Annotated in this window: 18 protein-coding genes; 7 read left to right on the top strand and 11 right to left on the bottom strand. The window is 71.9% G+C overall.

The genetic code is table 11. The features are described from left to right. Positions 1-27: 27 nt before the first annotated feature. Positions 28-903 carry an LLM class flavin-dependent oxidoreductase gene (locus ACZ6IM_RS19975; protein WP_052840914.1) on the top strand — a complete coding sequence of 292 codons (876 nt, stop codon included), beginning with the start codon at positions 28-30 and terminating at the stop codon, positions 901-903. 2 nt (positions 904-905) lie between these two features. Next, complete coding sequence (locus tag ACZ6IM_RS19980; RefSeq protein ID WP_469557833.1) at positions 906-1751, top strand: class I SAM-dependent methyltransferase; 846 nt, start codon at positions 906-908, stop codon at positions 1749-1751. Between the two features lie 23 nt (positions 1752-1774). Here the strand turns inward: ACZ6IM_RS19980 and ACZ6IM_RS19985 are convergent, their stop codons facing one another. After that, positions 1775-2986 (bottom strand): winged helix DNA-binding domain-containing protein, encoded by a 1212-nt coding sequence (locus ACZ6IM_RS19985; protein WP_052840913.1) that lies wholly within the window; start codon positions 2984-2986, stop codon positions 1775-1777. Positions 2987-4080: 1094 nt separating this feature from the next. Here ACZ6IM_RS19985 and ACZ6IM_RS19990 point away from each other — a divergent pair. The 3 genes from ACZ6IM_RS19990 to ACZ6IM_RS20000 all read left to right on the top strand — a co-directional run bounded on the left by ACZ6IM_RS19990 (position 4081) and on the right by ACZ6IM_RS20000 (position 8133). After that, positions 4081-5406, top strand: a complete 1326-nt coding sequence (locus ACZ6IM_RS19990; protein ID WP_052840912.1) for a PhoH family protein — start codon at positions 4081-4083, stop codon at positions 5404-5406. Positions 5407-5845: 439 nt separating this feature from the next. Then, entirely contained in the window at positions 5846-6544 is a 699-nt protein-coding gene (locus ACZ6IM_RS19995; RefSeq protein ID WP_469557836.1) for an aggregation-promoting factor C-terminal-like domain-containing protein, read from the top strand. Positions 6545-6705: 161 nt separating this feature from the next. Continuing rightward, positions 6706-8133: an AI-2E family transporter gene (locus tag ACZ6IM_RS20000; RefSeq protein WP_469557837.1), complete on the top strand. Its 1428-nt coding sequence runs from the start codon at positions 6706-6708 to the stop codon at positions 8131-8133. A 69-nt stretch (positions 8134-8202) separates the two neighbouring features. Here the strand turns inward: ACZ6IM_RS20000 and ACZ6IM_RS20005 are convergent, their stop codons facing one another. Continuing rightward, entirely contained in the window at positions 8203-8739 is a 537-nt protein-coding gene (locus tag ACZ6IM_RS20005; RefSeq protein ID WP_052840909.1) for an alkyl hydroperoxide reductase, read from the bottom strand. Between the two features lie 6 nt (positions 8740-8745). Then, positions 8746-9300, bottom strand: coding sequence for a peroxiredoxin (locus ACZ6IM_RS20010; protein WP_030145756.1), 555 nt, complete (start codon positions 9298-9300; stop codon positions 8746-8748). A 138-nt stretch (positions 9301-9438) separates the two neighbouring features. On the opposite strand from ACZ6IM_RS20010, the gene ACZ6IM_RS20015 reads away from it, so the two are divergent. Beyond that, positions 9439-10377 (top strand): LysR substrate-binding domain-containing protein, encoded by a 939-nt coding sequence (locus ACZ6IM_RS20015; protein WP_469557840.1) that lies wholly within the window; start codon positions 9439-9441, stop codon positions 10375-10377. A gap of 58 nt (positions 10378-10435) precedes the next feature. Here the strand turns inward: ACZ6IM_RS20015 and ACZ6IM_RS20020 are convergent, their stop codons facing one another. The 5 genes from ACZ6IM_RS20020 to ACZ6IM_RS20040 form a co-directional block, all read right to left on the bottom strand. Next, the gene (locus ACZ6IM_RS20020; protein ID WP_052840907.1) at positions 10436-12778 is read right to left on the bottom strand and encodes an ABC transporter permease; all 2343 of its coding nucleotides are present in this window, start codon (positions 12776-12778) and stop codon (positions 10436-10438) included. Then, positions 12775-13464 (bottom strand): ABC transporter ATP-binding protein, encoded by a 690-nt coding sequence (locus ACZ6IM_RS20025; RefSeq protein ID WP_052840906.1) that lies wholly within the window; start codon positions 13462-13464, stop codon positions 12775-12777. The genes ACZ6IM_RS20020 and ACZ6IM_RS20025 overlap by 4 nt, the downstream gene beginning before the upstream one ends. Continuing rightward, on the bottom strand, positions 13461-13985 hold the full coding sequence (locus ACZ6IM_RS20030) for a PadR family transcriptional regulator (protein WP_003973941.1): 525 nt from the start codon (positions 13983-13985) through the stop codon (positions 13461-13463). The genes ACZ6IM_RS20025 and ACZ6IM_RS20030 overlap by 4 nt, the downstream gene beginning before the upstream one ends. A 180-nt stretch (positions 13986-14165) precedes the next feature. Further along, entirely contained in the window at positions 14166-14444 is a 279-nt protein-coding gene (locus ACZ6IM_RS20035; protein WP_469557846.1) for a type II toxin-antitoxin system antitoxin, read from the bottom strand. Further along, positions 14441-15379: an SPFH domain-containing protein gene (locus tag ACZ6IM_RS20040; RefSeq protein ID WP_052840904.1), complete on the bottom strand. Its 939-nt coding sequence runs from the start codon at positions 15377-15379 to the stop codon at positions 14441-14443. Before ACZ6IM_RS20040 ends, ACZ6IM_RS20035 begins: the two co-directional genes overlap by 4 nt. Before the next feature lie 248 nt (positions 15380-15627). Between ACZ6IM_RS20040 and ACZ6IM_RS20045 the strand changes: the two genes are divergently transcribed. Next, entirely contained in the window at positions 15628-17952 is a 2325-nt protein-coding gene (locus tag ACZ6IM_RS20045; RefSeq protein WP_052840945.1) for a transglycosylase domain-containing protein, read from the top strand. Positions 17953-18032: 80 nt separating this feature from the next. Here ACZ6IM_RS20045 and ACZ6IM_RS20050 read toward each other — a convergent pair whose 3' ends face one another. The 3 genes from ACZ6IM_RS20050 to ACZ6IM_RS20060 all read right to left on the bottom strand — a co-directional run bounded on the left by ACZ6IM_RS20050 (position 18033) and on the right by ACZ6IM_RS20060 (position 22675). Next, positions 18033-20195, bottom strand: coding sequence for a SpoIIE family protein phosphatase (locus tag ACZ6IM_RS20050; protein ID WP_469557851.1), 2163 nt, complete (start codon positions 20193-20195; stop codon positions 18033-18035). A gap of 282 nt (positions 20196-20477) precedes the next feature. Continuing rightward, the gene (gene fomD, locus ACZ6IM_RS20055) at positions 20478-21182 is read right to left on the bottom strand and encodes a cytidylyl-2-hydroxypropylphosphonate hydrolase (protein ID WP_052840902.1); all 705 of its coding nucleotides are present in this window, start codon (positions 21180-21182) and stop codon (positions 20478-20480) included. Positions 21183-21271: 89 nt separating this feature from the next. Further along, complete coding sequence (locus tag ACZ6IM_RS20060) at positions 21272-22675, bottom strand: class II fumarate hydratase (protein WP_052840901.1); 1404 nt, start codon at positions 22673-22675, stop codon at positions 21272-21274. Positions 22676-22694 lie beyond the last annotated feature (19 nt).

Genomic DNA, 22694 nt, shown 5'->3' on the forward strand with positions numbered 1-22694 from the left:
GGCCTCGGCCGACGGTAGGAAGGCAGCATGACTGGACTCGGTGCCGTATTCCGCCCCCAGCTCGCCCCCGAGCGGCTGCGTGCCGTGGCGCGTGTCGCCGATGAGGTGGGGCTCGAGGAGCTGTGGCTGTGGGAGGACTGCTTCCGCGAGGGCGGGATCTCCACGGCCGCCGCCGCCCTCGCGTGGACCGAGCGGGTGCGGGTCGGGGTCGGGCTGTTGCCCGTGCCGTTGCGGAACGTGGCCGTCACCGCGATGGAGGCCGCCACGCTGCACCGGATGTTCCCCGGCCGTGCCGTCCTCGGCGTGGGGCACGGGGTGCAGGACTGGATGGGGCAGGTCGGGGCGCGGGCCGAGTCGCCGCTCACGCTGCTGCGGGAGCACCTCGTGGCGCTGCGGGCGTTGCTGGGCGGGGAACGGGTGACATCGAAGGGGCGCTACGTCCGGCTTGACGACGTCGCGCTGGACTGGCCGCCGGAGCAGGCCGTCGAGGTGCTGGCCGGCGCCACCGGGCCCCGTTCGCTGCGGCTGGCCGGTGAGGCCGCCGACGGGACCGTGCTCACGGCGAACACTCCGCCGGACGGGGTGCGCCGCGCCCGGCGCCTCATCGACGAGGGGCGGGCCGCGGCCGGCCGGACGGACGCGCACAGGGTCGTCGTGTATCTCCTCACCGCCACCGGCCCCGGCGCCGGTGAAAGGCTCCGGAGCGAGCTGGTCGCCGAAGGCGTCGGGGACGTCCCGGACCTCGGGGCCGCCGGGGGCGCCGAGGCCGTCGCCGACGCCGTGCGGCGGCTGGCCGGGGCCGGGGCCGACACCGTGATCCTCCAGCCCACCGGCGACGAGCCCGACCCGGAGGGATTCGTGCGGTTCGCCGCCGAGCAGGTCCGGCCCTTGGTGGTGGCCTAGTCATGTCCGCCGACCCCTCCTTCGACAACGATCGCTCGACGCGCCGTTCCGTCCGCCGTTCCGCCAGCCGTGACTTCGACGAACTCGTGGCCGAGGGCGCCGCCGTTCCCACCGAGGGGTGGGACTTCTCCTGGTTCGAGGGACGGGCCACCGAGGCCCGGCCGTCCTGGGGATACGCCCGGTCCATGGCGGAGCGGCTGGCCGGGGCCACCGCCGTACTGGACGTGCAGACCGGGGGAGGGGAGGTGCTGGACTTCGCCCTCGAAGCCGCCGGCCCGCAGCGCGCCCCGCTCGTCGTCGCCACCGAGGGCTGGGAGCCCAACGTCGCCGAGGCCACCCGGCTGCTGCGCACGCGCGGGGTCCCGGTGGTCGCCTCGGCGGACGACGCGCCCCTTCCCTTCGCGGACGGCGCCTTCGACCTGGTCGTCAGCCGGCATCCCGTCGAGCCGCACTGGGACGAGCTGGCCCGCGTGCTCGCGCCCGGCGGCACCTACTTCGCCCAGCACGTCGGGCCCGCCAGCGTCTTCGAGCTCATCGAGTACTTCCTCGGGCCGCTGCCGGAAGCGAGCCACCGGCACCGTCACCCGGAGCGTGAGCGCGCCGACGCCGAGGCGGCCGGGCTGGAGGTGGTGGAGGTGCGGGCGGAGCGGCTGCGGATGGAGTTCTTCGACGTCGGTGCCGTGGTCCACTTCCTGCGCAAGGTGGTGTGGATGGTCCCCGGGTTCACCGTCGAGGCGTACCGGGACCGGCTGCGCGACCTGCACGAGCGCATCGAGGACGAGGGACCGTTCGTCGCCCACAGCTCCCGTCACCTCTTCGACGCGCGCAAGCCGCCGGCGACGCCCTGACCACCACCCCCGGCATGCGGTCCTCACGCGTGCGCCCCGACCGTCACCTCCCCGATCACCAGCTCCGCCCCCGCCTCCAGTACGGCCCCCACCCGTTCCACACGGTCCGCCAGCTCGCGTTCCTGCCGTGCCGTCAGGGGGCCAAGCGGCTCCACCGTGACCGTCGTACGGCGGCCCCGGCGGCGCTGGTGCCAGACGCCCGCCACGACCCCGTCCACCAGCAGCACGGGGAAGTTGCCGGCCTGCCCGCCCGCCAGAGCCCGCCGGTACGCGGCCCCCGGGAAGAGCAGCTCCCGCGGCTGCGCGGCGACGACGTACGCGTCGAAGTACGGCAGCAACCGCACCCCCCGGGTCAGTTCGTCCCGCTCCGCGGTGTCCGGGAACCCGGTGTCGCCGGCCACCACCCACGCCGGCGCCCCCTCGAAGCGGACCTCCTCGATCTCGCCCGCGGCGGCCAGTTCCGCGTAGTGGGCCTTCGCCCAGCCGGGCGGTGCGGCCAGCCAGCGGGCGAAGTGCTGCGGTGTCGCGGGTCCGTACGCGTACAGGTATCGGCGTACGAGGAGTCGCGACGCCTCCTCGGGCGGCAGCGGGGTGAAGTGGGGCGGGCGGGTGTACGTCACCTTGCGGCCGCGGTTCGGGCCGAAGGAGAGGGCGCCGCACTGGCCGGCCCGGTGCATGACCTGGCGCCAGCGGGGCCACATGGTCTGGAAGGCAGGCATGACCAGGTCACCGGCCCAGGGGCCGGTACGGGCGACGACCTCCTCGCCGAGTTCGTCGACGGTCAGGAAGGCGCCGTCGAGCGCGTCGGCGATCGCCGCCACCACCTGCCCGGCCTGCTCCTCGGTGAGGTGGGCGCCGGTGGCGGAGGCGGCCGTGCGGGCCGGGATCGCGGGCAGGGCGGCGCACCACATCGGCAGGTCGCGGGCCGGGAGCAGGTGCACCGTCCCGCGTGGGCCGTGCGCCTTCACCAGCGAGGGCGGGGGAGGAGGCGGGGAGGGCGGCGCGGTGGGCGAGACGGTCGGCCACAGGGCGCCGCGTACGTCCGCGCGGGCCACGCCGTCGGCCCGCAGGCCGACCGACAGCTCGGCCGCGGACAGTACCTGGGCGTGGACACCCAGCATCGAGGCGGCCACGTCGGCGACGGGCGTGCCCGTACGGGCGTACTTGGCCAGGAACTGCCGTTCGAATCGTCGTGCGCTCGCCGCGGCCCAAGTGATCCCCGTCGTCTTCGTCATGAGGTGACGTTAGGAGAGGGGTAGGACGGAAGTCGTCCTACCCCTCCAGGGACCGTTTCGGTCGTCGGGAGGGAGCGGGGGAGAGGGGATCTTCCGGATTTAAGGGGCGCACCTTCGCAAATATCTACGCGCTGGCGGCAGGGTGCGGAACCGCTTGTCGATCCTCACAGGGTTTCCACATCGTTATTCACCGTTGTCCTTCTCGGGTCGAACTCGACGCACCCGGTCGCGTAAGTTCGAGCCCAGGTGATTCGCGTGAGCAAAGTCTCGTGCGTGGCACCGCGCAGTGGAGGGGGCTGCGCGGTGCCGGATCGGGCATCGGTCGCCCGCCGGTCGAGCGCCGGACCGAGGCCGGGTCAAGCTTCGGCGTCCCGGTGACGTCACCCGGACGGGGGAAAGGGGCTTCCCTGCTGCGGCGCCCCTCGTCGGCCCGGCCGGGTCACTCCAGTCGCACCCGAATCGGCGGCTCGCCCGGTGGCGCACGGTGATTTGGCCACCGTTCGGGGCGGAATGAGGGCCTCCGTGGTCATCCGGGCGTCGCCGTGCGACTCCGGAGAGTAGTTGTGGCACGCCGATGCACGCAGCATCACTTACGAAGGGTTATGGTGGAAACCCCCCCTCGGGCCGGTCCGTCTCCCCCCCCACGGACCGGCCCGTTTTTTTGTGCTCTCCCGGGCGCCCCCGCGAGTGGGGCGCCCGTAACGAGGAGTTCACCGGTGCGCCGTCCCGTGTCGTGGCATGGCGGCGCTTGTTCGAGGGCATAAGCCAAGCAGGTCGACGCCCGAACCACGGGTGTCGGATCTCAGCGGACGGCACGGAGCCGTCCGCCCGGGAGGCCCTTTGCACCAGCCCCACCGTGCGGTCACGGCACGGAAGACGCGGCGGAGGGCCGGTCCACGGCCCGCGCCAGTGCAGGGCGGCCCCAAGGACCAGCCCGGCCGTTCCCGTCCGCCCCGCGGACGGGACGTGAACGGCCAGGCGGGCCCTGGACCGGTCGGCTCGTTCCCGCCCTCCGGGTGCGGCTCGTTCCCGCCCTCCCGGCCCTGCGTCCACTCCGTCGCTCCCCGACCTCTTCCGAGGGGGTACGTCCTTCCGTGGTGACCAGCACAAAGCGCCACAAGCCCGACAGGCGCACCTACGTTCTCGACACCAGCGTCCTGCTGGCCGACCCGAACGCCCTGAACCGCTTCGACGAGCACGAGGTCGTGCTCCCCATCGTCGTGGTGACGGAGTTGGAGGCCAAACGGCACCATCCCGAACTCGGGTACTTCGCCCGGCAGGCCCTGCGCCTGCTCGACGAGTTCCGGGTGCGGCACGGTCGCCTCGACGCCCCCATCCCGATCGGGGACCTCGGCGGCACCGTCCGTGTCGAGCTCAACCACTCGGACCCCAGCGTGCTGCCCACCGGCTACCGCCTTGGGGACAACGACTCCCGCATCCTCGCGGTCGCCCGCAACCTGCAGGCGGAGGGATTCGACGTCACCGTCGTCTCCAAGGACCTCCCCCTCAGGATCAAGGCGTCCTCCGTCGGACTCCTCGCCGAGGAGTACCGCGCCGAGCTGGCCATCACGGACGCCTCCGGCTGGACCGGGATGTCCGAACTCACCCTGCCGGGTGAACAGGTGGACGTGCTCTTCGAGGAGGGCCGGGTCCACGTCCCCGAGGCCGCCGAGCTGCCCGTGCACACCGGTCTGACCATCCAGTCGGAGCGCGGCAAGGCGCTCGGCCGGGTCACGCCCGACGGGAACGTCCGGCTGGTGCGCGGCGACCGGGAGGCGTTCGGCATCAAGGGCCGCAGCGCCGAGCAGCGGATCGCCCTCGACCTGCTCCTCGACCCGGACATCGGCATCGTGTCGATGGGCGGCCGGGCCGGCACCGGCAAGTCGGCGCTCGCGCTGTGCGCGGGACTGGAGGCCGTGCTGGAGCGCCGGCAGCACCAGAAGGTGATGGTCTTCCGTCCGCTGTACGCGGTGGGCGGGCAGGAGCTCGGCTATCTGCCCGGCTCCGAGGCCGAGAAGATGAGCCCCTGGGCGCAGGCGGTCTTCGACACGCTGTCGGCGGTCACCAGCCGGGAGGTCATCGAGGAGGTGACCGCGCGCGGGATGCTGGAGGTGCTGCCGCTCACCCACATCCGGGGACGCTCGCTGCACGACGCCTTCGTGATCGTCGACGAGGCCCAGTCGCTGGAGCGGAACGTCCTGCTGACCGTGCTGTCCCGGATCGGGGCCAACTCACGCGTCGTACTCACCCATGACGTGGCCCAACGGGACAATCTGCGGGTGGGCCGGTACGACGGGGTCGTCGCCGTCGTCGAGAAGCTGAAGGGGCATCCGCTCTTCGCGCACGTCACCCTGACGCGCTCCGAGAGGTCCCAGATCGCGGCGCTCGTGACCGAAATGCTGGAGGACGGCCACATCTGACCCGTCTCCCACCGGTTCCGAGAACTCCGACCCGACAAGGGCCGGTTACCCGTCGGTCGGCGCCGTCCGGAAAGGCCCAGAGCCTAGCCGGGCGGCGCCTCGGTGTGTGGGAATTTCCGCGAATCCCCTGGGCCAAACGGGATGTGAGCTTTCACACTCAACACAGAATTGCCTCACCCCGCCGGGTTACGGCAGAGTCTCATTCCTGTCAGGCCCCGCATACGACACAGCTGTACCCCCAGCGGTACGGCGCCCCAGAAGCACCAGATCCAACTCCATAGCCGAGTCGTATGCCGCCCGAGCACCACGCGGCGCTCCCGTCGAGGGAGTTGTCCACCGGGCCCGTGCCTCCCGTGACCCGTAGTTGGGGAGGCCAGTGCCAGGGGCACGATTGCGTCCGCGAGGGTCACCGAAGCGGGCGATGCTGGAAGGAAACCGTGTGAGCCGGATCTCGGTCCGGGGATTCGCAGTGGCCTCGGCCACGGCGGTCACCGCCGTCGGAAGCGTCGTCGGAGTTGCCTCGGGCAGCGTCGCGCAGAGCAACGACGACGCGGAGGCGACGGCAGCAGGCACGACCCTGCTCGCCGACATCCCCATGGGTGAGCAGGCGCAGGTGCAGACCGCGTCCCTGACGCAGCAGGCCGACGTGCAGGCCATCGCGGCGGACGCGAGCGCCAAGAAGGACGCCGAGGAGGCGGCCCGCAAGGCCGCCGCCAAGACCGCCGTGGCCAAGCAGGAGAAGGCCAAGAAGGCGGCCGCGGACGCCAAGAAGCGCGAGGCGCAGAGGGAAGCGGCCAGCCGCGACGCCAAGCGCGAGTCCACCACCTTCGCCGTCCAGAGCTCCTACAGCACCGGCCAGATCCAGGCGATGGCCCGGCAAATGGTGCCCAGCGGCCAGTTCCAGTGCTTCAGCAACATCGTGGACCACGAGTCCAGCTGGAACTACCAGGCCGTGAACGCCTCCTCCGGTGCCTACGGCCTCTTCCAGGCCCTCCCCGCGGGCAAGTACGCCTCCGCGGGCGCCGACTGGCGGACCAACCCGGCCACGCAGATCAAGTGGGGCCTCAGCTACATGGACGGCCGATACGGCAGCCCGTGCGAAGCCTGGGCCTTCTGGCAGGCCAACCACTGGTACTGAGCCCGCCGTCCGCCCGTCGTCCCCGTCGGCGCGGCCCACGCTCAACCTCGCGCAGCCCCTCACCGTCCTAGGGTGAGGGGCTGTCGCGCTCCCGCCATGTACGGTCGGACCGGACGACTCCGGGGGGAGTGGTGGGGAAAGACGGGGGAAGAGGACGGATCATGTCACGAGTGCCAGGGTGGCTCGGCCGGCTCGGCGCCGGACTGACGCGGGCCGGCGAGCGGTTGGAGCAGCGCCGCGAGGAAGCGCGGCGGGACGACGCCGACGACGGACCGGCGCACCACTCCGACCACGTGCGGCGGCCCCCGGCCCCCCAGGACGACGACGTGGTCGAGCACGCGGCCGCGGACCCGGTCGCCGAGCACGCCGGGGCGTACCGCGCAGCAGCCGTCGGCAGCCGCCCCGACCCGGCGCAGGCCGTGCCCTGGGGAGTACGGGTGGCCGCCGAGGCCGGCTGGCGGCTGCTGGTGCTCGCGGGCACCGTGTGGGTGCTGATGCGGGTCATCAGCGCCGTACAGCTGGTGGTGCTGGCGTTCGTGGCCGCACTGCTGATCACGGCGCTGCTCCAGCCGGCCGTGGCCTGGCTGCGCCGGCACGGGGTGCCGCGGGGGCCGGCCACCGCGCTGACCGCGATCCTCGGATTCGTGATCATGGGCCTGATCGGCTGGTTCGTCACCTGGCAGGTGATGGAGAACATCGACAACCTCTCCGACCAGGTCCAGGACGGCATCGACGAACTGCGCAACTGGCTGCTGAACAGCCCGTTCCACGTCACCGACAAGCAGATCAACGAGATCGCCAAGAACCTGCGCGACGCGGTCGGCGCCAACACCGACCAGATAACGTCGGCCGGACTCGAGGGCGTCACCGTCGTCGTCGAGGCGCTCACCGGCATCCTGCTGGCCGCCTTCTCGACGCTCTTCCTGCTCTACGACGGCAAGCGCATCTGGCAGTGGACGCTGAAGCTGGTGCCCGCGGCGGCCCGCCCGGGCGTCGCCGGAGCCGGTCCGCGCGCGTGGCGGACGCTGACCGCGTATGTGCGCGGCACGGTCGTCGTGGCGCTGATCGACGCCATCTTCATCGGCCTGGGCATCTACTTCCTGGACGTGCCGATGGCCGTCCCGCTGGCCGTGTTCATCTTCCTGTTCGCCTTCATCCCGCTCGTCGGCGCGGTGGTGTCGGGCGCCCTCGCGGTCGTCGTGGCGCTGGTGACGCAGGGCATGTTCGCGGCGGTCATGACGCTCGTGGTGGTGCTGGCGGTGCAGCAGATCGAGGGGCACATCCTCCAGCCGTTCATCCTCGGGCGCGCGGTGCGGGTCCATCCGCTGGCGGTGGTGCTGTCGGTGGCCGCCGGCGGCATGGTGGCCGGCATCGGCGGCGCCGTGGTCGCCGTACCGCTGGTGGCGGTGACCAACACCGTCGTGGGCTATCTGCGGGCGTACTCGCGTGAGGCCGCCCTGCGGCAGACGCCCAGGCCGCACGGCGCCACTTCGACCGACGCCGCCCCGGCGGCCGACCGGACGCCGGTCCCGCCGAAGACCCCGGAGCCTCCCGCGGACGGCCCGCCGTCGGACCCCTCCCCGGCGTAGCGACGCGAACGGGCCCCGCCCACCTCTCGGTGAGCGGGGCCCGTGCCGTGTGTGCCGCGTGGAGCGGGACTACTCGGCGGCCAGCACCGCCTCGGCGTCCAGCGTGACGCCGACGGCCTCGACCACGGCGGCGATCTTGAACGCCTCCTGGATCGTCTCGCGGTCCACACCGGCCTTGCGGAGCACCTGCTCGTGCGAGTCCAGGCACATGCCGCAGCCGTTGATGGCGGACACCGCGAAGGACCACAGCTCGAAGTCGACCTTGTCGACGCCCGGGTTGCCGATGACGTTCATCCGCAGCCCGGCGCGCAGGGTGCCGTACTCGTGGTCCGACAGCAGGTGCCGGGTGCGGTAGAAGACGTTGTTCATCGCCATGACGGCGGCGGCCGACTTGGCGGCCGAGTACGCCTCAGGCGTCAGGTTCGCCTTCGCCTCCGGCTCCAGTTCGCGCAGCACGATGGGGGAGCGCGAGGCGATGGCGGTCGCCAGCACGGTGCCCCACAGCTGCTGCGCCGGGAGGTCGGAGTTGCCGATGACCGAACCCAGGTTGAGCTTCAGGTCCTTGGCGTAGTCCGGTACGGCGGACTTCAGGGAGTCGAGGGACATGTCAGCTCACTCCCCCGACAGCAGCGCGACCGGGTCCAGGGTCTCGTCGCCCTTGCTCCAGTTGCACGGGCAGAGCTCGTCGGTCTGCAGGGCGTCGAGGACCCGCAGGACCTCCTTGGGGTTACGGCCGACGGAGCCGGCGGTGACCATCGTGAACTGGATCTCGTTGTTCTGGTCCACGATGAAGACCGCGCGCTGCGCGAAGCCGTCCTCGCCCTCGATGCCGAGGTCACGCATGAGCTCGTGCTTCGAGTCGGCCATCATCGGGAAGGGCAGGTCGGTCAGGTCCGGGTGGTCCTTGCGCCAGGCGTGGTGCACGAACTCGGAGTCGCCGGAGAAGCCGAGGATCTGGGCGTCACGGTCGGCGAACTCGTCGTTCAGCTTGCCGAAGGCGGCGATCTCGGTCGGGCACACGAAGGTGAAGTCCTTGGGCCACGCGAAGACGACCTTCCACTGACCCTCGTAGGTCTTGTGGTTGATCTGCTGGAACTCCTTGCCCTTCTCCAGCGAGACGCAGGCGGTCAGGTCGAACTCGGGGAACTTGTCACCGACAGTGAGCACGCGCTCTCCAAAAAATGCAGCGAGGAAACACCTGTTTTGCGAGTGTTTCCCATGGGTTGGACGTTGGTGATGTTGGCACAGGGTGCATTGATTAGTGAAATAGCTACAATCGGTCGAGTTGATCGGAGGTGGCTATTAGTGTCCAGCAAGAAGAGGCAGCCCAGCCTCGCTCAGCTGCGGGCTTTCGACGCGGTCGCCGAGCACCTGCATTTCCGGGACGCCGCTGCCGCGATCGGCATGAGTCAGCCGGCGCTCTCGGGCGCCGTCTCCGCCCTGGAGGAGGCACTGGGTGTCACCCTCCTGGAGCGTACGACGCGCAAGGTGCTGCTCTCGCCGGCCGGGGAACGGCTCGCGGTGCGCGCCAAGGCGGTCCTGGCGGAGGTGGGCGCGCTCCTCGAGGAGGCCGAGGCGGTCCGGGCGCCCTTCACCGGCGCGCTGCGGCTCGGCGTCATCCCGACCGTGGCGCCGTACCTGCTGCCGACGGTGCTGCGGCTGGTCCACGACCGCTACCCCGACCTCGACCTCCAGGTGCACGAGGAGCAGACCGCGAGCCTCCTGGACGGGCTGACCACCGGCCGCCTCGACCTGCTCCTGCTCGCGGTCCCGCTGGGCGTGCCCGGCATCACTGAACTCCCGCTGTTCGACGAGGACTTCGTCCTGGTCACGCCGCTCGATCACCGGCTCGGCGGCCGGGAGGGCCTCGATCGCACGGTGCTGCGCGAGCTGAAGCTGCTGCTGCTCGACGAGGGCCACTGCCTGCGCGACCAGGCCCTCGACATCTGCCGTGAGGCGGGCCGCGCGGGTGTCCCGGCGACGACGACGGCCGCCGGACTGTCCACGCTGGTGCAGCTGGTGGCGGGCGGCCTCGGGGTGACGCTGCTGCCGCGCACCGCCGTCCGGGTGGAGACCTCCCGCTCCAGCCAGCTGCTCACCGCGTCCTTCACCGACCCGGCCCCCACCCGCCGCATCGCCCTCGCCATGCGCACGGGCGCGGCCCGCTCGGCGGAGTACGGGGAACTGGCGGAGGCCCTGCGGGAGGCGATGGCGGACCTGCCGGTGCGGACGGTGCACGACTGAGGGACCGAACGGCCACCCCGGGGCGGTCGTTCGGTCCCTCAGCCGTGCGACGGCGCGGCTACTCCGTGCGCAGGCCCTCCGGCCGCATCAGCCGCAGCAGCGGCGGCAGGCTGCACAGCGTCACCGCCAGGACGACCGCTGCGCCGATGCCGGTCATGGACAGGACGCCGGTCCAGTCGACGCGCACCGGGGTGCTCGTCATCTTCAGCAGCACCGTGCCCAGGGTCAGGCCCACGACCATGGAGAGCAGCAGCCCGAGCACGATGGGAATCGCCGTCTGCCACAGCACCGACATGCTCAGCGTGCGGCGCCGGGTGCCGAAGGCGACCAGGGCCGACAGCAGCTTCTTCCGCTCGCGCAGCTGCTCCAGCTGCGAGACCAGCAGGCTGGCGCCGATCAGCGCCAGCACACACGCCGCGCCGACGAACAGACCGGTGCGGATGGTGTCGAACCGGTCGGTCCGCTCCGTCTCCGCCCACGTCACGGTGTCCGCCAGCCGGTCGATGCCCGACGCGGTGTTGCGGACCCGGTCCTGCACGTCCGGCACCGACTCGTCCACCTTGAGGTAGGCGTGCCCGTCCAGCGTCGTGGTGAGCGCGTCCGGCAGCGCCCCCGGCGTGATCAGGAAGCCGCCCCGGTCGGTCCCGGCCACCAGCCCCCCACGCGCCTTCGCCGTCTTGATGCCCTGCGGAACCGTCCAGGGAACCGCCCGGTGCTTCGGGCCGCCCTCGTAGGACGGGTCGGCGTACAGTTTCCGGCCGGGTGCGGCCAGCTTCGTCATGTCCTCCCCGGTGTCCCACTCGGCACCATGGACGGCGAACACGTCCCCGTCCGCGCACGAGGTCAGCCGGGAGACCTCCCGCAGCGACGCGCAGTCGCCCACAGTGATCATCGTGCCGTGGTCCGGGTCGTGGGCGCGGTCGCCGAGGTAGCCCTCGGAGAAGGCGTAGACCGCCCGCACCCCCTTGGTGCCGCGGAACTTCTCGGCCGCCGGGGCCATCGGGACCCCGCTCGACAGGGTCACCTCCATCTGCGCCCGCGACACGTCCTGCCCGGTGGACTTGGTGTAGTCGTCGTCCACCCCGGCGAACAGCATCTGCAGGGCGATCGCCCCGGCCACGGCCACCGCGATGCCGTTGACCATGCGGGCCGCCGTACCGCTGCTCAGCTGGAGCCTGCGCACGGCCAGCTGCCAGGCCACGCCGCCGGATCCGAGGCGGGCGACGACACTCTCCACGACCCATGGCAGCAGCGCGGTCACACCCACCAGGAGCAGGACGACACCGCCGGTCACCAGGTACTGGTTGAAGTCGCCGTTCTCGCGGCCGTTGCCGATCATCGGGTAGAGCATCGCCAGTCCGGCCAGCGGCAGGATCAGCCGCCACCACAGCCGGCGCCGGGCCGGCCGTCCCGCGCGCACCACACCGAGCGGCTCGATGACCACCCCGCGCAGCGCGAACAGCGTCACCAGCACCGCCGCCGCGGGGACCGCCACCGCGACCAGCAGGGCCAGCAGCGGCGAGGGGTTCAGATAGCTGGGGAACACGCTGATGCGGAACACCTCGGCGCTGCCCGCGAGTTGCCGCCCCACCATGAAGAACGCGGCGCCGAACACCAGCCCGAGGATCGCGCCGGCCAGGGCCTCACCGGCCGCGATGCGCCGCGTCATGCGGCTGTCGGAGCCCACCAGGCGCAGCGCCGCGAGCCGCCGGTCCCGCCGCTCGCCGCCGAACCGCACGGCGGCGGCGATGAACACCGCGACCGGCATCAACAGCACCACGAAGACGACCAGGACCAGCAGGAGCAGCACCGGGTCGGAATCCTCCTCCCCGGGCTCCGGGTCGCCGAACCGGTCGATGCGCTCGACCCGGCCCTGGGAAATCTGCTCGGCGAGACCCTCCGCGCCCCGGTAGTAGGCGAGTTCGGCCGAGCCGATCAGCCCGTCCTCCGCGATCGTGCCGACGATCCGGTCCGGCAGCCGCTCCCGCAGCAGCGCGCCGGAGTCCGACTCCAGCAGCTTCTTCAGTGCGGGGGAGACCACCATCTCGCCCACCGCCGGGAACTTCTCCACGCCCGGCGGCAGCGGTGCCCGCGGTCCCTCGGGCTCCAGGGCGCGGCCCCGGAGGTCGTCGTCGCGGAAGTAGTCGTCGATCCTGGCGAGCACGAGCGTGTCGTTCGCCTTCGGCATCGGGTCGGAGGCGAAGGTGATGTCGGAGCGCGCCGCCTCCCGTTCGTGCCGCACGCTCAGCGCGCTCGGGATCGCGGTCGTCAGCAGCAGCAGCGCCACGCCGAGACCGACGCCGACGGCGGTCAGCACGGCCCGGGTCCAGCCCTCACGGCCGCCGGTGAAGGCGAAGCGGACGCCCAGCGTCAGGTCGGCCGCCCACTGGCGCACGTTCATACGACCCGCTCCATGTCCCTGGACTTGCCGTCCCGTACGACGATCTCGCGGTCGGAGTAGGCGGCCACCCGCGCCTCGTGCGTGACCAGCACGACCGCGGCGTTGGTGGAGCGGGCGGCGTCCGTGAGCAGCTCCATCACGCGCTCCCCGTTGAGGGAGTCCAGCGCGCCGGTCGGCTCGTCCGCGAAGAGCACGCGCGGGTTGGTGACCAGCGAGCGGGCCACCGCGACCCGCTGTCCCTGGCCGCCGGAGACCTCGCCGGGCCGCTTCTTCCTGAGGTCGTCGACCTCCAGCCGCTCCATCCAGGTCAGCGCGGCCCGCTCGGCCTCCTTGCGCGAGGTGCCGTTCAGGCGCAGCGGCAGGGCGACGTTCTCGACACAGGTCAGCTCCGGCACCAGCTGGCCGAACTGGAACACGAACCCGAAGTCCGAGCGGCGCAGCGCACTGCGCTCGGCGTCGGACATGGCGGACAGCTCCCGCCCGTTGTACGTGATCGTCCCCGAGTCGGGCGTCACGATGCCGGCGAGGCAGTGCAGCAGCGTGGACTTGCCGGAGCCGGAGGGGCCCATCACGGCGACGACCTCGCCGGGGTGGATGGAGAACTCGGCGCCGTCGAGGGCGAGGGTGGGACCGTAGGCCTTGCGGAGCGCCTCGGCGGAGAGCAGGGAACCTGCGGGAGGAGTCATCGGGTTACCGCCTCACGGAGCTTGTCGAGGCGCGCGGCGGTCAGTTCCAGCCAGCGCAGGTCGGCCTCGAGGTGGAAGAGGGCGTGGTCGCAGATGAGCTGGTCCGCGAGATCGCCCTTGCGCTTGCGGTCCGTGAGGATGCGCATGCTGCGCAGGTGCTCCGAACGCTGGGTGTCGAGGATGTCGGCGGCGTCGCGGTGGGTGAGCAGTGCGAGGACGACCTTGGTGTACAGCGTCGACTGGAGGTACGGCTCTGGCTTCTCCGGCGTGGCGAGCCACCGCTGTACGTCGGTGATCCCCTCGTCGGTGATCGCGTACCGCTTTCGCTCGGGACCGCCGCCCGCCTCGATGCCGTCGACCACGACGAGGCCGTTCTTCAGCAGGCGGGACATCGTCGAGTAGACCTGGCCGTAGTGCAGCGGCCGGTCGTGACCGAACTTCTCGTCGAAGGCGCGCTTGAGGTCGTAACCGTGGCGCGGCCCGGACTCCAGGAGCCCCAGGAGGGTGTGACCGATGGACATGCCGAGCACTCTACACACGGTGTATACGCCCCATGTATACGCACGGTGCAGAGGCCGTGGCGGCGGGTTCACCAGGGCGGCCGAGCCGCAGGTCGGAGGCGATTGTCACGGTTCCGCTACGACGGAGGCCGCACCTCCGCATCGCTGCGGTGGTGCGGCCGGCGAAGGCGTTCAGGGTGGTCAGGGCGGTGGCGCGGCCCCCGGGCCCCCGCTCCCCGGTGGGCGGCCGCGGCGAGGCAGCGGCCCGGCGTCACCGGGCAGCCGGCCGGCCTCCGCCAGCGCCCTGCGGAGCAGGAACTCGATCTGGGCGTTGGCCGAGCGCAGCTCGTCGCCCGCCCAGCGGGCCAGTGCCTCGTACACCTGAGGGTCGAGCCGCAGCAGCACCTGCTTGCGCTGCCGCGGCCGACGCCCGGGTGCCGGGCCACCGGACGGCGCGGAGCCCTCGGGCGGGGTCGTCACTGGTAGAGCGTCCCCGTGTTCAGGACCGGCTGGGCGGCGCGGTCCCCGCAGAGCACGACCATCAGGTTGGACACCATCGCCGCCTTCCGCTCGTCGTCCAGCTCCACGATGCCCTGCTCGCTGATGCGGACCAGCGCCGCCTCGACCATGCCGACCGCGCCGTCCACGATCTGCCGCCGGGCCGCGACGACCGCGCCGGCCTGCTGCCGCTGGAGCATGGCCGAGGCGATCTCCGGCGCGTAGGCGAGGTGCGTGAAGCGGGACTCGATGATCTCCACCCCGGCCGCCTCCACGCGTGCGTGCAGCTCGACGGCGAGCTTCTCGGTGATCTCCTCGGCGTTGCCGCGCAGCGAGAGGCCGTCCTCGTCGTGGGCGTCGTAGGGGTACTCGATGGCGATGTGCCGCACGGCCGCCTCGGTCTGGGTGGAGACGAACTCGATGTAGTCGTCCACCTCGAAGGTGGCCTGCGCGGTGTCCTCCACCCGCCACACCACGACCGCCGCCAGCTCGATGGGGTTGCCGTAGGCGTCGTTGACCTTCAGGACGGCCGTCTCGTGGTTGCGCACCCGGGTCGAGATCTTGGTGCGGGAGGTGAAGGGGTTGACCCAGCGCAGGCCGTCCTGCCGGATCGTCCCCCGGTACCGCCCGAAGAGCTGCACCACGCGGGCCTCGCCCGGCGCCACCATGTTCAGGCCGCACATCGCGAGGAAGGCGGCCAGGGCGATCACGATGCCCGCGATGATCAGCACCGCCTTCGCGCCGGTGGCGGTGACCGCGGTCGCGGTGACGATCAGGCCGGCGCCGACCAGCAGCCCGACCAGACCCAGCAGCAGCGCGAGGCCGCCGCCGATGCTGGGCGCCTGGATCTCGCGGACCCGGGGCGTCGGCATCTCGGGCACATCGGCGGTGACCTGTGGGGCATCGTGCGTGGACATGGGTAGTCCCCCGTTCTCTCTTTGCTGGCAAACTGATAGCACTTTACCCGCCGATCACAACCCTGAACCCCTCTCGTACGTCGGTTCCTGTGGAACGGGTGCTGATTCTCACGTCCGTACAAGGCCGGATCGGTTGCCGTTTGTCACATCTCCCGGTGTTAGCTTTCTGAGCTGACCTGAGCGACGAACCTGTGTGACGCGTGAGCAGTGCGCGCCCACAGATGACCGAAGCGGAGCGGATCGGATCCATGGGACGAGCGGAAGAGAGAAAAGCGCGACAGCGCGGTGGACGCCGCGCGGCGCCGAAACGCCGCCGTTCGTCGGGCGCGGGCGGGGCCGCGGGCGGGAAGAGCCGGATACGCCGGCTGTTCACCTGGAAGAAGATCCTGGGCACGTTCTTCGGCCTCTGCCTGCTCGGCATGGGCGCCTTCATCGTGCTGTACATGATGATCGACATCCCCGAGGGCAACCCCGAGGCCGAGCTGCAGAGCAACGTCTACAAGTACAGCGACGGCAGCATCATGGCCCGCACGGGCGAGCGCAACCGTGAGATCGTCGACCTCGCCAAGATCCCCAAGGACGTCCAGCGCACCTTCGTCGCCGCCGAGAACAAGACCTTCTACAAGGACGCGGGCGTCGACCTCAAGGGCACCACGCGCGGTGTGCTCAACACCCTCTCCGGCAAGGGCGCGCAAGGCGGTTCGACGATCACCCAGCAGTACGTCAAGAACTACTACCTGAGCCAGGAACAGACGGTCTCGCGCAAGCTGAAGGAACTGGTCATCTCCCTGAAGCTGGACCGGGAGAAGTCCAAGGACTACATCCTGGCCGGCTACATCAACACGAGCTACTACGGCCGCGGCGCCTACGGCATCCAGGCCGCCGCCCAGGCCTACTACCGCGTCGACGCCGAGGACCTGACGGTCGAACAGGGCGCGTACCTCTCCGCGTTGCTCCAGGCACCGAACCAGTACGACTGGGCGATCGCCAGCGAGACCGGCAAGAAGCTCGTCCAGGAGCGCTGGAACTACGTCCTGGACAACATGGTCGAGCAGAAGTGGCTGAGCGCCTCCGACCGGCAGGGCATGAAGTTCCCGACGCCCAAGGAACCCAAGGCCGCCGCGGGGATGGACGGCCAGACCGGATACCTGGTGGACGCGGCCAACTTCGCGCTCAAGAAGCAGCTCGTCGCCCAGGGCGCCGCCGAGGACATGGAGCAGGCCAAGGCCCTGGTGGACCTCGGCGGCTACACCGTCACGCTCAACATCGACAAGAAGAAGCAGGCCGCGCTGGAGAAGGCGGTCAAGGAGAAGCTCACCAGCAAGCTGGACCCCGACAAGCGCAAGGTCGACGCGGACGTCCAGGCCGGAGCCGTCTCGGTCGACCCGAAGACGGGCTCCGTCGTGGCGATGTACGGCGGCGTGAACTACCTGAAGCACTACACCAACAACGCCACCCGCGACGACTACCAGCCCGCCTCCACCTTCAAGCCGGTGATCCTCGCCGCCGCCGTGGACCACGACGCCGAGACCCAGGACGGCGTGCCGATCACGGCCAACACCCTCTACGACGGCGACAGCGAGCGCCCCGTGATGGACGGCGACCAGAAGGTCGGCTTCGCCCCGCCCAACGAGGACGACCGGGACTACGGCGAGATCGACGTGCAGGAGGCGATGAACAAGTCGGTCAACTCCGTCTTCGCGCAGATGGGCATCGACGTCGGCATGCCCGAGGTCATGAAGGTCGCGGCCGACCTCGGCATGGACACCGAGGGCGAGCAGGCCGTGCCCGCGCAGACCCTGGGCAGTATGGGCGCCAGCCCGCTGGAGATGGCCGGCGTCTACGCCACCTTCGACAACCACGGCAAGAAGGTCACCCCGGCGATCGTGAAGTCGGTCGAGCACAAGGACCGCACGGTCGAGATGCCCGACCCCATCGGCGAGGAGGTCATCAGCCGGGAGGCCGCGGACACGGTGACCTCCGTGCTCACCGGCGTGGTCGACGACGGTACGGCCAAGACGTCCGTACGGGAGAACCCGCTGCGGGACGGTCAGCAGGTGGCCGGCAAGACCGGCACCTCCGACAACAACAAGTCGGCCTGGTTCACCGGCTTCACCCCGGGTCTCGTCACCTCGGTCGGTCTGTTCGGCGAGGACGACAAGGCACCGCACCCGCAGGTCCCGATGTACAAGGCCGCCGGCGTCGACTACCGCGTCAACGGCGGTGGCCCCCCGGCGGAGATCTGGGCCGCGTACACCTTCGGCGTCATGGACGAGGTCACCAAGTTCGACCTGGACACCAAGCAGGGTGCCGCCGTGAAGCCCAGCAGGTCGCCGTCGACCTCCCAGTCGCCGAGCCACTCACCGTCCAAGGAGCCGACGACCGAGGCGCCGCCCCCGTCCAAGGAGCCGACGACCGAGGCACCGCCGTCGAACGATCCGACGACCGAGGCGCCGCCCGAGTCGCCGACGAACTCGCCGTCGAACAGCCCGTCCACCGAACCCCCGCCGGACGGCGGCGGGTCCACCGAGTCGGGAGAGCCCGGGTTCCCCGGCGGGGACTGGGTGCCGTAGACGGTCTGGAGTCGCAGAACGCGTGAAGGGGCGCCCGGTGAGCACCGGGCGCCCCTTCACGCGTTCACGGCTTCTGGGCCTCAGCCGCGGTTCAGCTCGAACCACACCACCTTGCCGGTGCTCAGGCGCGTCGCGCCCCAGCGCCGGGCCAGCCGGTTCACCAGGTACAGCCCGCGCCCGCCCTCGTCGGTGGCGCGCGCCTGCCGCAGCCGGGGCAGCTGCGGCACGTCGTCGCCGACCTCGCAGCGCAGCACGTCCGTGCGCAGCAGCCGCAGGGTGACCGGCTTCGTCGCGTACCGCACCGCGTTGGTCACGACCTCGCTGACGAGCAGCTCCACGGAGTCCGTGAGGTCCTCCATGCCCCAGCGGGCGAGCGCCCGCCGGGCCAGGCGGCGGGCCTTGCCGGGGGCCGCGTCCTCGGGGTCCAGGAACCAGTACGCCACGTCGCTGGGCGCGATGCCGTCGAAGCGGGCGGCGAGCAGCGCAATGTCGTCGTCCCGGTCCCCCGGGCCGAGCATGTCGAGCACCTCGTCGCACAGGGCTTCCAGGGGCGGCGGATGGTCCGGACCGGTGAGCTGCGCGGTCGCCGCCAGGCGTTCCCGCAGCTGCTCTATGCCGGTCCACACGTCGCGCAGCCGGGACTCGACCAGCCCGTCCGTGTACAACAGCAGGGTCGCACCGGCCGGGGCGTCCAGCTCCACCGCCTCGAAGTCCACGCCGCCCACCCCGATCGGGGCGCCGGCCGGCACCCGCAGCACCTCGGCGTGGCCGTCCATGTGCAGCAGCACCGGCGGCGGGTGGCCGGCGTTGGCGACGGTGATGCGGTGCGAGACCGGGTCGTACACCGCGTACAGGCAGGTCGCCATGCGGTCGGTGCCGAGCCGCTGGGCCTGCTCGTCCAGGTGGTGGAGCACCTCCTGCGGCGGCAGGTCGAGCCCGGCCAGGGTCTGCGCCGTGGTCCGCAGCTGCCCCATGATGGCCGCCGAGGTCATGGAGTGGCCCATGACGTCGCCGACGACCAGCGCGACCCGGCTGCCGGGCAGCGGGATGGCGTCGTACCAGTCGCCGCCGACCCGCGCGGTCTCGGCGGCCGGGAGGTAGCGGGAGGCCAGCCGCACGCCGGTGCAGCGCGGCAGGTTCTCCGGGAGCATGGTGCGCTGCAGCTCGTCGGCGATGTACGCCTCACGCCCGTACAGCACCGCCTTGTCGATGCCGAGGGCGCTGTGCGTGGCGAGTTGCGCGGCCACCAGCAGGTCGTCGGCCTCGAAGGCGACGCGCTCGGGGCCGCGCAGGAACAGCGCGGCACCGATCACCCGGCGCCGGCCGCGCAGCGGGGCGAGGATCGCCCTGCGGCCGTCGGGCAGGGGGAAGTCGCGCTCCTCGCCCAGCAGGTCCGGCAGCGCGGCGCGGGCGGCGGGCGTGTCCGTGAACACCGGGCGCACCCCGCGCAGCACCTCGGCCAGCGCGCTGCCCGGCCGCACCTCGCACAGCTCGGCGCCGACCGTCTCCAGCTCGGAGGGCTCCGGCTGGGCGGCGGGGGTGAAGCCGCCCTCGGTGTCCCGCTCGGCCGGTATGCGGTCGGTGCGCCGCAACCGCAGCACCAGGGGACCCGTGGGCCGCTCGTCGCCGACGGGCAGCGGTTCGCGCAGATAGACCAGGATGGCGTCCGCGAACGTGGGCACGGTGGCCCGGCACAGCCCCATCACGATCTCGTCGAGGTCCATGCCCCGGGCGATCCGCCGGGTCGCGGCGCCCACGAACCGCAGCCGGTCCCCGTCGCGCCGCATGGGTGTGGGCCGGCCGGGCGCGGTGGGCTGCCCGGTGCGCCGGTCCGGGCCCGCGGCACCGGCCGGAGCGCCGGAGCCCGGCAGCACCAGGCCTGCCTGCCCGCCGGAGGCGCCGCCGGGAGACACACCGTCCGCGGGCGGGCCGCCGGCGGCCGTGCCGCCGGGCTGCCCGCCGCCCGGCTGGACCGGGACGCCCTCGGCCGCCGGCCGCGGACGGTGTGCGTCGGGCTCGGCGGACTGCTCGGCGCCCGGCTGGGAGTGCTCGAAGGCCCCCGGGGAGTCCTCGCCCGCGGCGGGCGGCGTCTGACCGGCACCCCCCTGGGCCGGTAACGCGGACCCGGAGGCGCGCGGCGGCACGGGGGTACGCAGGAGCGCCCCGCGGGGATCCGCGGGGTCGGCGCCCGGCGAGGGGCGGTCGAAGGAGGTCGGGTGCTCCGTCACGCGTGTCGAATCCATCCGTCCGGGACTGCGCGCGGCGCGTGCAGTTCGTCCCGCAGAAATCCCGATACCCGCAATCCGTGTCCAAGGAACGGGGTTCCCGCGTGGTCAGAGGCTGTTCCTGTGTCACCGGCGGACCGTCTGCGGTCCGCCCGCGTGTTGCCCTCGTACCCCTCGCTCACGTCCTGCCGCCCCTCGGTGACGATCGGTCAAGCACAGCGCACGCTCCGCCGGTTGCCGCTGCCGCGCTCATTGCGGAGGACGATCCTACGTTTGTTGCCGGGGGGCACATCAAGGGTCTCATGAGGAGACGTGCGCGGGCGTGCGATCCCAGTCCGCCGGCAGGGCCGGTACCGGCCACGCCGGATCGGGGCGCCAGTGCTCCCAGCCGTCGGCGAACGGGGTCCCCCAGGCGCGGATCTCCGCGACCGCGGCCCGGCCCGCCCGGCGCACCCGCTCGGCCAGCGCCGGGTCCATCAGCCGGTCCCGCTGGGCCTGAGCGAACTCGTCCTCGTCCCGCCAGTGCCAGGTGCGGTCCGGGTGGACGGAGATGTCCAGGAAGTGGTCCTCCGAGTCGACCCCGCCCTCCCAACGGGTCAGCGGCTCCTCCAGGTTCACGTACCAGTTCTTGAACCGCCAGCCCGGGTCCCAGAACAGCCACACCGACCAGGCCTCGCCCGGCCGAGCCAGCTTCAGCACCCCCGTGCCGAACCACCGGTCGCGCTGCACCGTGCGCGGCTTGGTGTAGCGCGTGGCCAGCGGTTCCAGGTGCACCGGCGTGCCGTCGGCGAGGACCGGCTTCACGCACTCGGTGCCGGGCGCCAGCCATACGGCGAGCAGTTCGGCGTCGTCCCGTACGACGGTGACGGGGCGCGCGATGTGCGGGTGCGGTCCGCCGTTCTCCCGGTACCGCCACAGGATGTGACTGCCGGGGGCCCAGTGGTCCACCGGGCCCGCCGGGCCGTCCGCTCCCGCCCCCGCGCTCACCGCTTCTCCGTCTGCCATGGAGAGATATTAGGTGCCATGACCAATCGACGCCCCGGAGACCGCGACGGCGTGCGCCGGCGTACGCCCCCGGGCCGCGCCGGGACTCCTCACGGGCGGGTCATCCGCAGCACGTCCAGCGCCTCGTCCAGCTGGTCGTCCGTCAGGTCGCCGCGCTCGACGTACCCGCCCTCCAGCACGACCTGACGGATCGTCTTCCGCTCGGCCAGCGCCTTCTTGGCGACCCTGGCGGCCTCCTCGTACCCGATGTACTTGTTGAGCGGCGTGACCACGGAGGGCGACGACTCGGCGTACTCGCGGGCCCGCTCGGGGTGCGCGACGATCCCGTCCACGGTCCGGTCGGCGAGCAGCCGGGAGACGTTGGCGAGCAGCCGCACCGACTCCAGTACGTTCTTGGCGATGACGGGCAGCATGACGTTCAGCTCGAAGTTGCCGGCCGCTCCGGCGGCGGCGACCGTCGCGTCGTTTCCGGTGACCTGGGCGGCGACCATGAGCACCGCCTCCGGGATCACCGGGTTGACCTTGCCGGGCATGATGGAGGAGCCGGGCTGGAGGTCGGGCAGCGAGATCTCCGCGAGGCCGGTGCGCGGGCCGGACGCCATCCACCGCAGGTCGTTGGCGATCTTCGTGAGCCCGACGGCGATGGTCCGCAGCTGCCCGCTCGTCTCGACGACGCCGTCCCGGGCGCCCTGCGCCTCGAAGTGGTTCCGCGCCTCGGTCAGCGGCAGCCCGGTCGCGCGGGCGACCTCCTCGATGACGGCGGCGGAGAAACCGGGCGGGGTGTTGATGCCGGTGCCCACCGCGGTGCCGCCCAGCGGCAGTTCGGCGAGCCGGGGGAGCGACGCCTGGAGCCGCTCGATGCCGTACCGCACCTGGGCCGCGTACCCGCCGAACTCCTGGCCCAGGGTGACGGGCGTGGCGTCCATGAGGTGCGTGCGCCCGGACTTCACCACGTCGGCGAACTCCTCCGCCTTGCGCTCCAGGGCGCCGGCGAGGTGGTCGAGGGCCGGGACCAGGTCCCGGGTGACGGCGGCGGTGGCCGCGATGTGGATCGAGGACGGGAAGACGTCGTTGGACGACTGGGAGGCGTTGACGTGGTCGTTGGGGTGCACGTTGCGGCCGAGCCGCTCGGTGGCCAGGGTCGCGATGACCTCGTTGGTGTTCATGTTGGACGAGGTCCCCGACCCGGTCTGGAACACGTCGACGGGGAAGTGCTCGTCCCACTTCCCCTCGGCCACCTCGGCGGCCGCCTCCCGGATCGCGCCGGCGACGTCCTCGTCGAGCACCCCCAGCTCGGCGTTGACCTTGGCCGCCGCGCCCTTGATCCGCGCGAGTGCCTCGATGTGTGCGCGCTCGATGCGCTGCCCGGAGACGGGGAAGTTCTCCACCGCCCGCTGGGTCTGGGCGCGCCACTTGGCGTGGGCGGGGACCCGCACCTCGCCCATGGAGTCGTGCTCGGTGCGGTACTCGGTCCTGTCCTGCTCGTCGGCCATCGACGATCACCTCCACGTG

This window comes from Streptomyces sp. NPDC042336, from assembly GCF_055581985.1.

Bases quoted from the DNA above. Each gene is read 5' to 3' on its own strand.
- ACZ6IM_RS19975 (WP_052840914.1), top strand. From the start codon at position 28: ATGACTGGACTCGGTGCCGTATTCCGCCCCCAGCTCGCCCCCGAGCGG.
- ACZ6IM_RS19980 (WP_469557833.1), top strand. From the start codon at position 906: ATGTCCGCCGACCCCTCCTTCGACAACGATCGCTCGACGCGCCGTTCC.
- ACZ6IM_RS19985 (WP_052840913.1), bottom strand. From the start codon at position 2,986: ATGACGAAGACGACGGGGATCACTTGGGCCGCGGCGAGCGCACGACGA.
- ACZ6IM_RS20000 (WP_469557837.1), top strand. From the start codon at position 6,706: ATGTCACGAGTGCCAGGGTGGCTCGGCCGGCTCGGCGCCGGACTGACG.
- ACZ6IM_RS20005 (WP_052840909.1), bottom strand. From the start codon at position 8,739: ATGTCCCTCGACTCCCTGAAGTCCGCCGTACCGGACTACGCCAAGGAC.
- ACZ6IM_RS20020 (WP_052840907.1), bottom strand. From the start codon at position 12,778: ATGAACGTGCGCCAGTGGGCGGCCGACCTGACGCTGGGCGTCCGCTTC.
- ACZ6IM_RS20025 (WP_052840906.1), bottom strand. From the start codon at position 13,464: ATGACTCCTCCCGCAGGTTCCCTGCTCTCCGCCGAGGCGCTCCGCAAG.
- ACZ6IM_RS20030 (WP_003973941.1), bottom strand. From the start codon at position 13,985: ATGTCCATCGGTCACACCCTCCTGGGGCTCCTGGAGTCCGGGCCGCGC.
- ACZ6IM_RS20040 (WP_052840904.1), bottom strand. From the start codon at position 15,379: ATGTCCACGCACGATGCCCCACAGGTCACCGCCGATGTGCCCGAGATG.
- ACZ6IM_RS20045 (WP_052840945.1), top strand. From the start codon at position 15,628: ATGGGACGAGCGGAAGAGAGAAAAGCGCGACAGCGCGGTGGACGCCGC.
- ACZ6IM_RS20050 (WP_469557851.1), bottom strand. From the start codon at position 20,195: ATGGATTCGACACGCGTGACGGAGCACCCGACCTCCTTCGACCGCCCC.
- fomD (WP_052840902.1), bottom strand. From the start codon at position 21,182: ATGGCAGACGGAGAAGCGGTGAGCGCGGGGGCGGGAGCGGACGGCCCG.
- ACZ6IM_RS20060 (WP_052840901.1), bottom strand. From the start codon at position 22,675: ATGGCCGACGAGCAGGACAGGACCGAGTACCGCACCGAGCACGACTCC.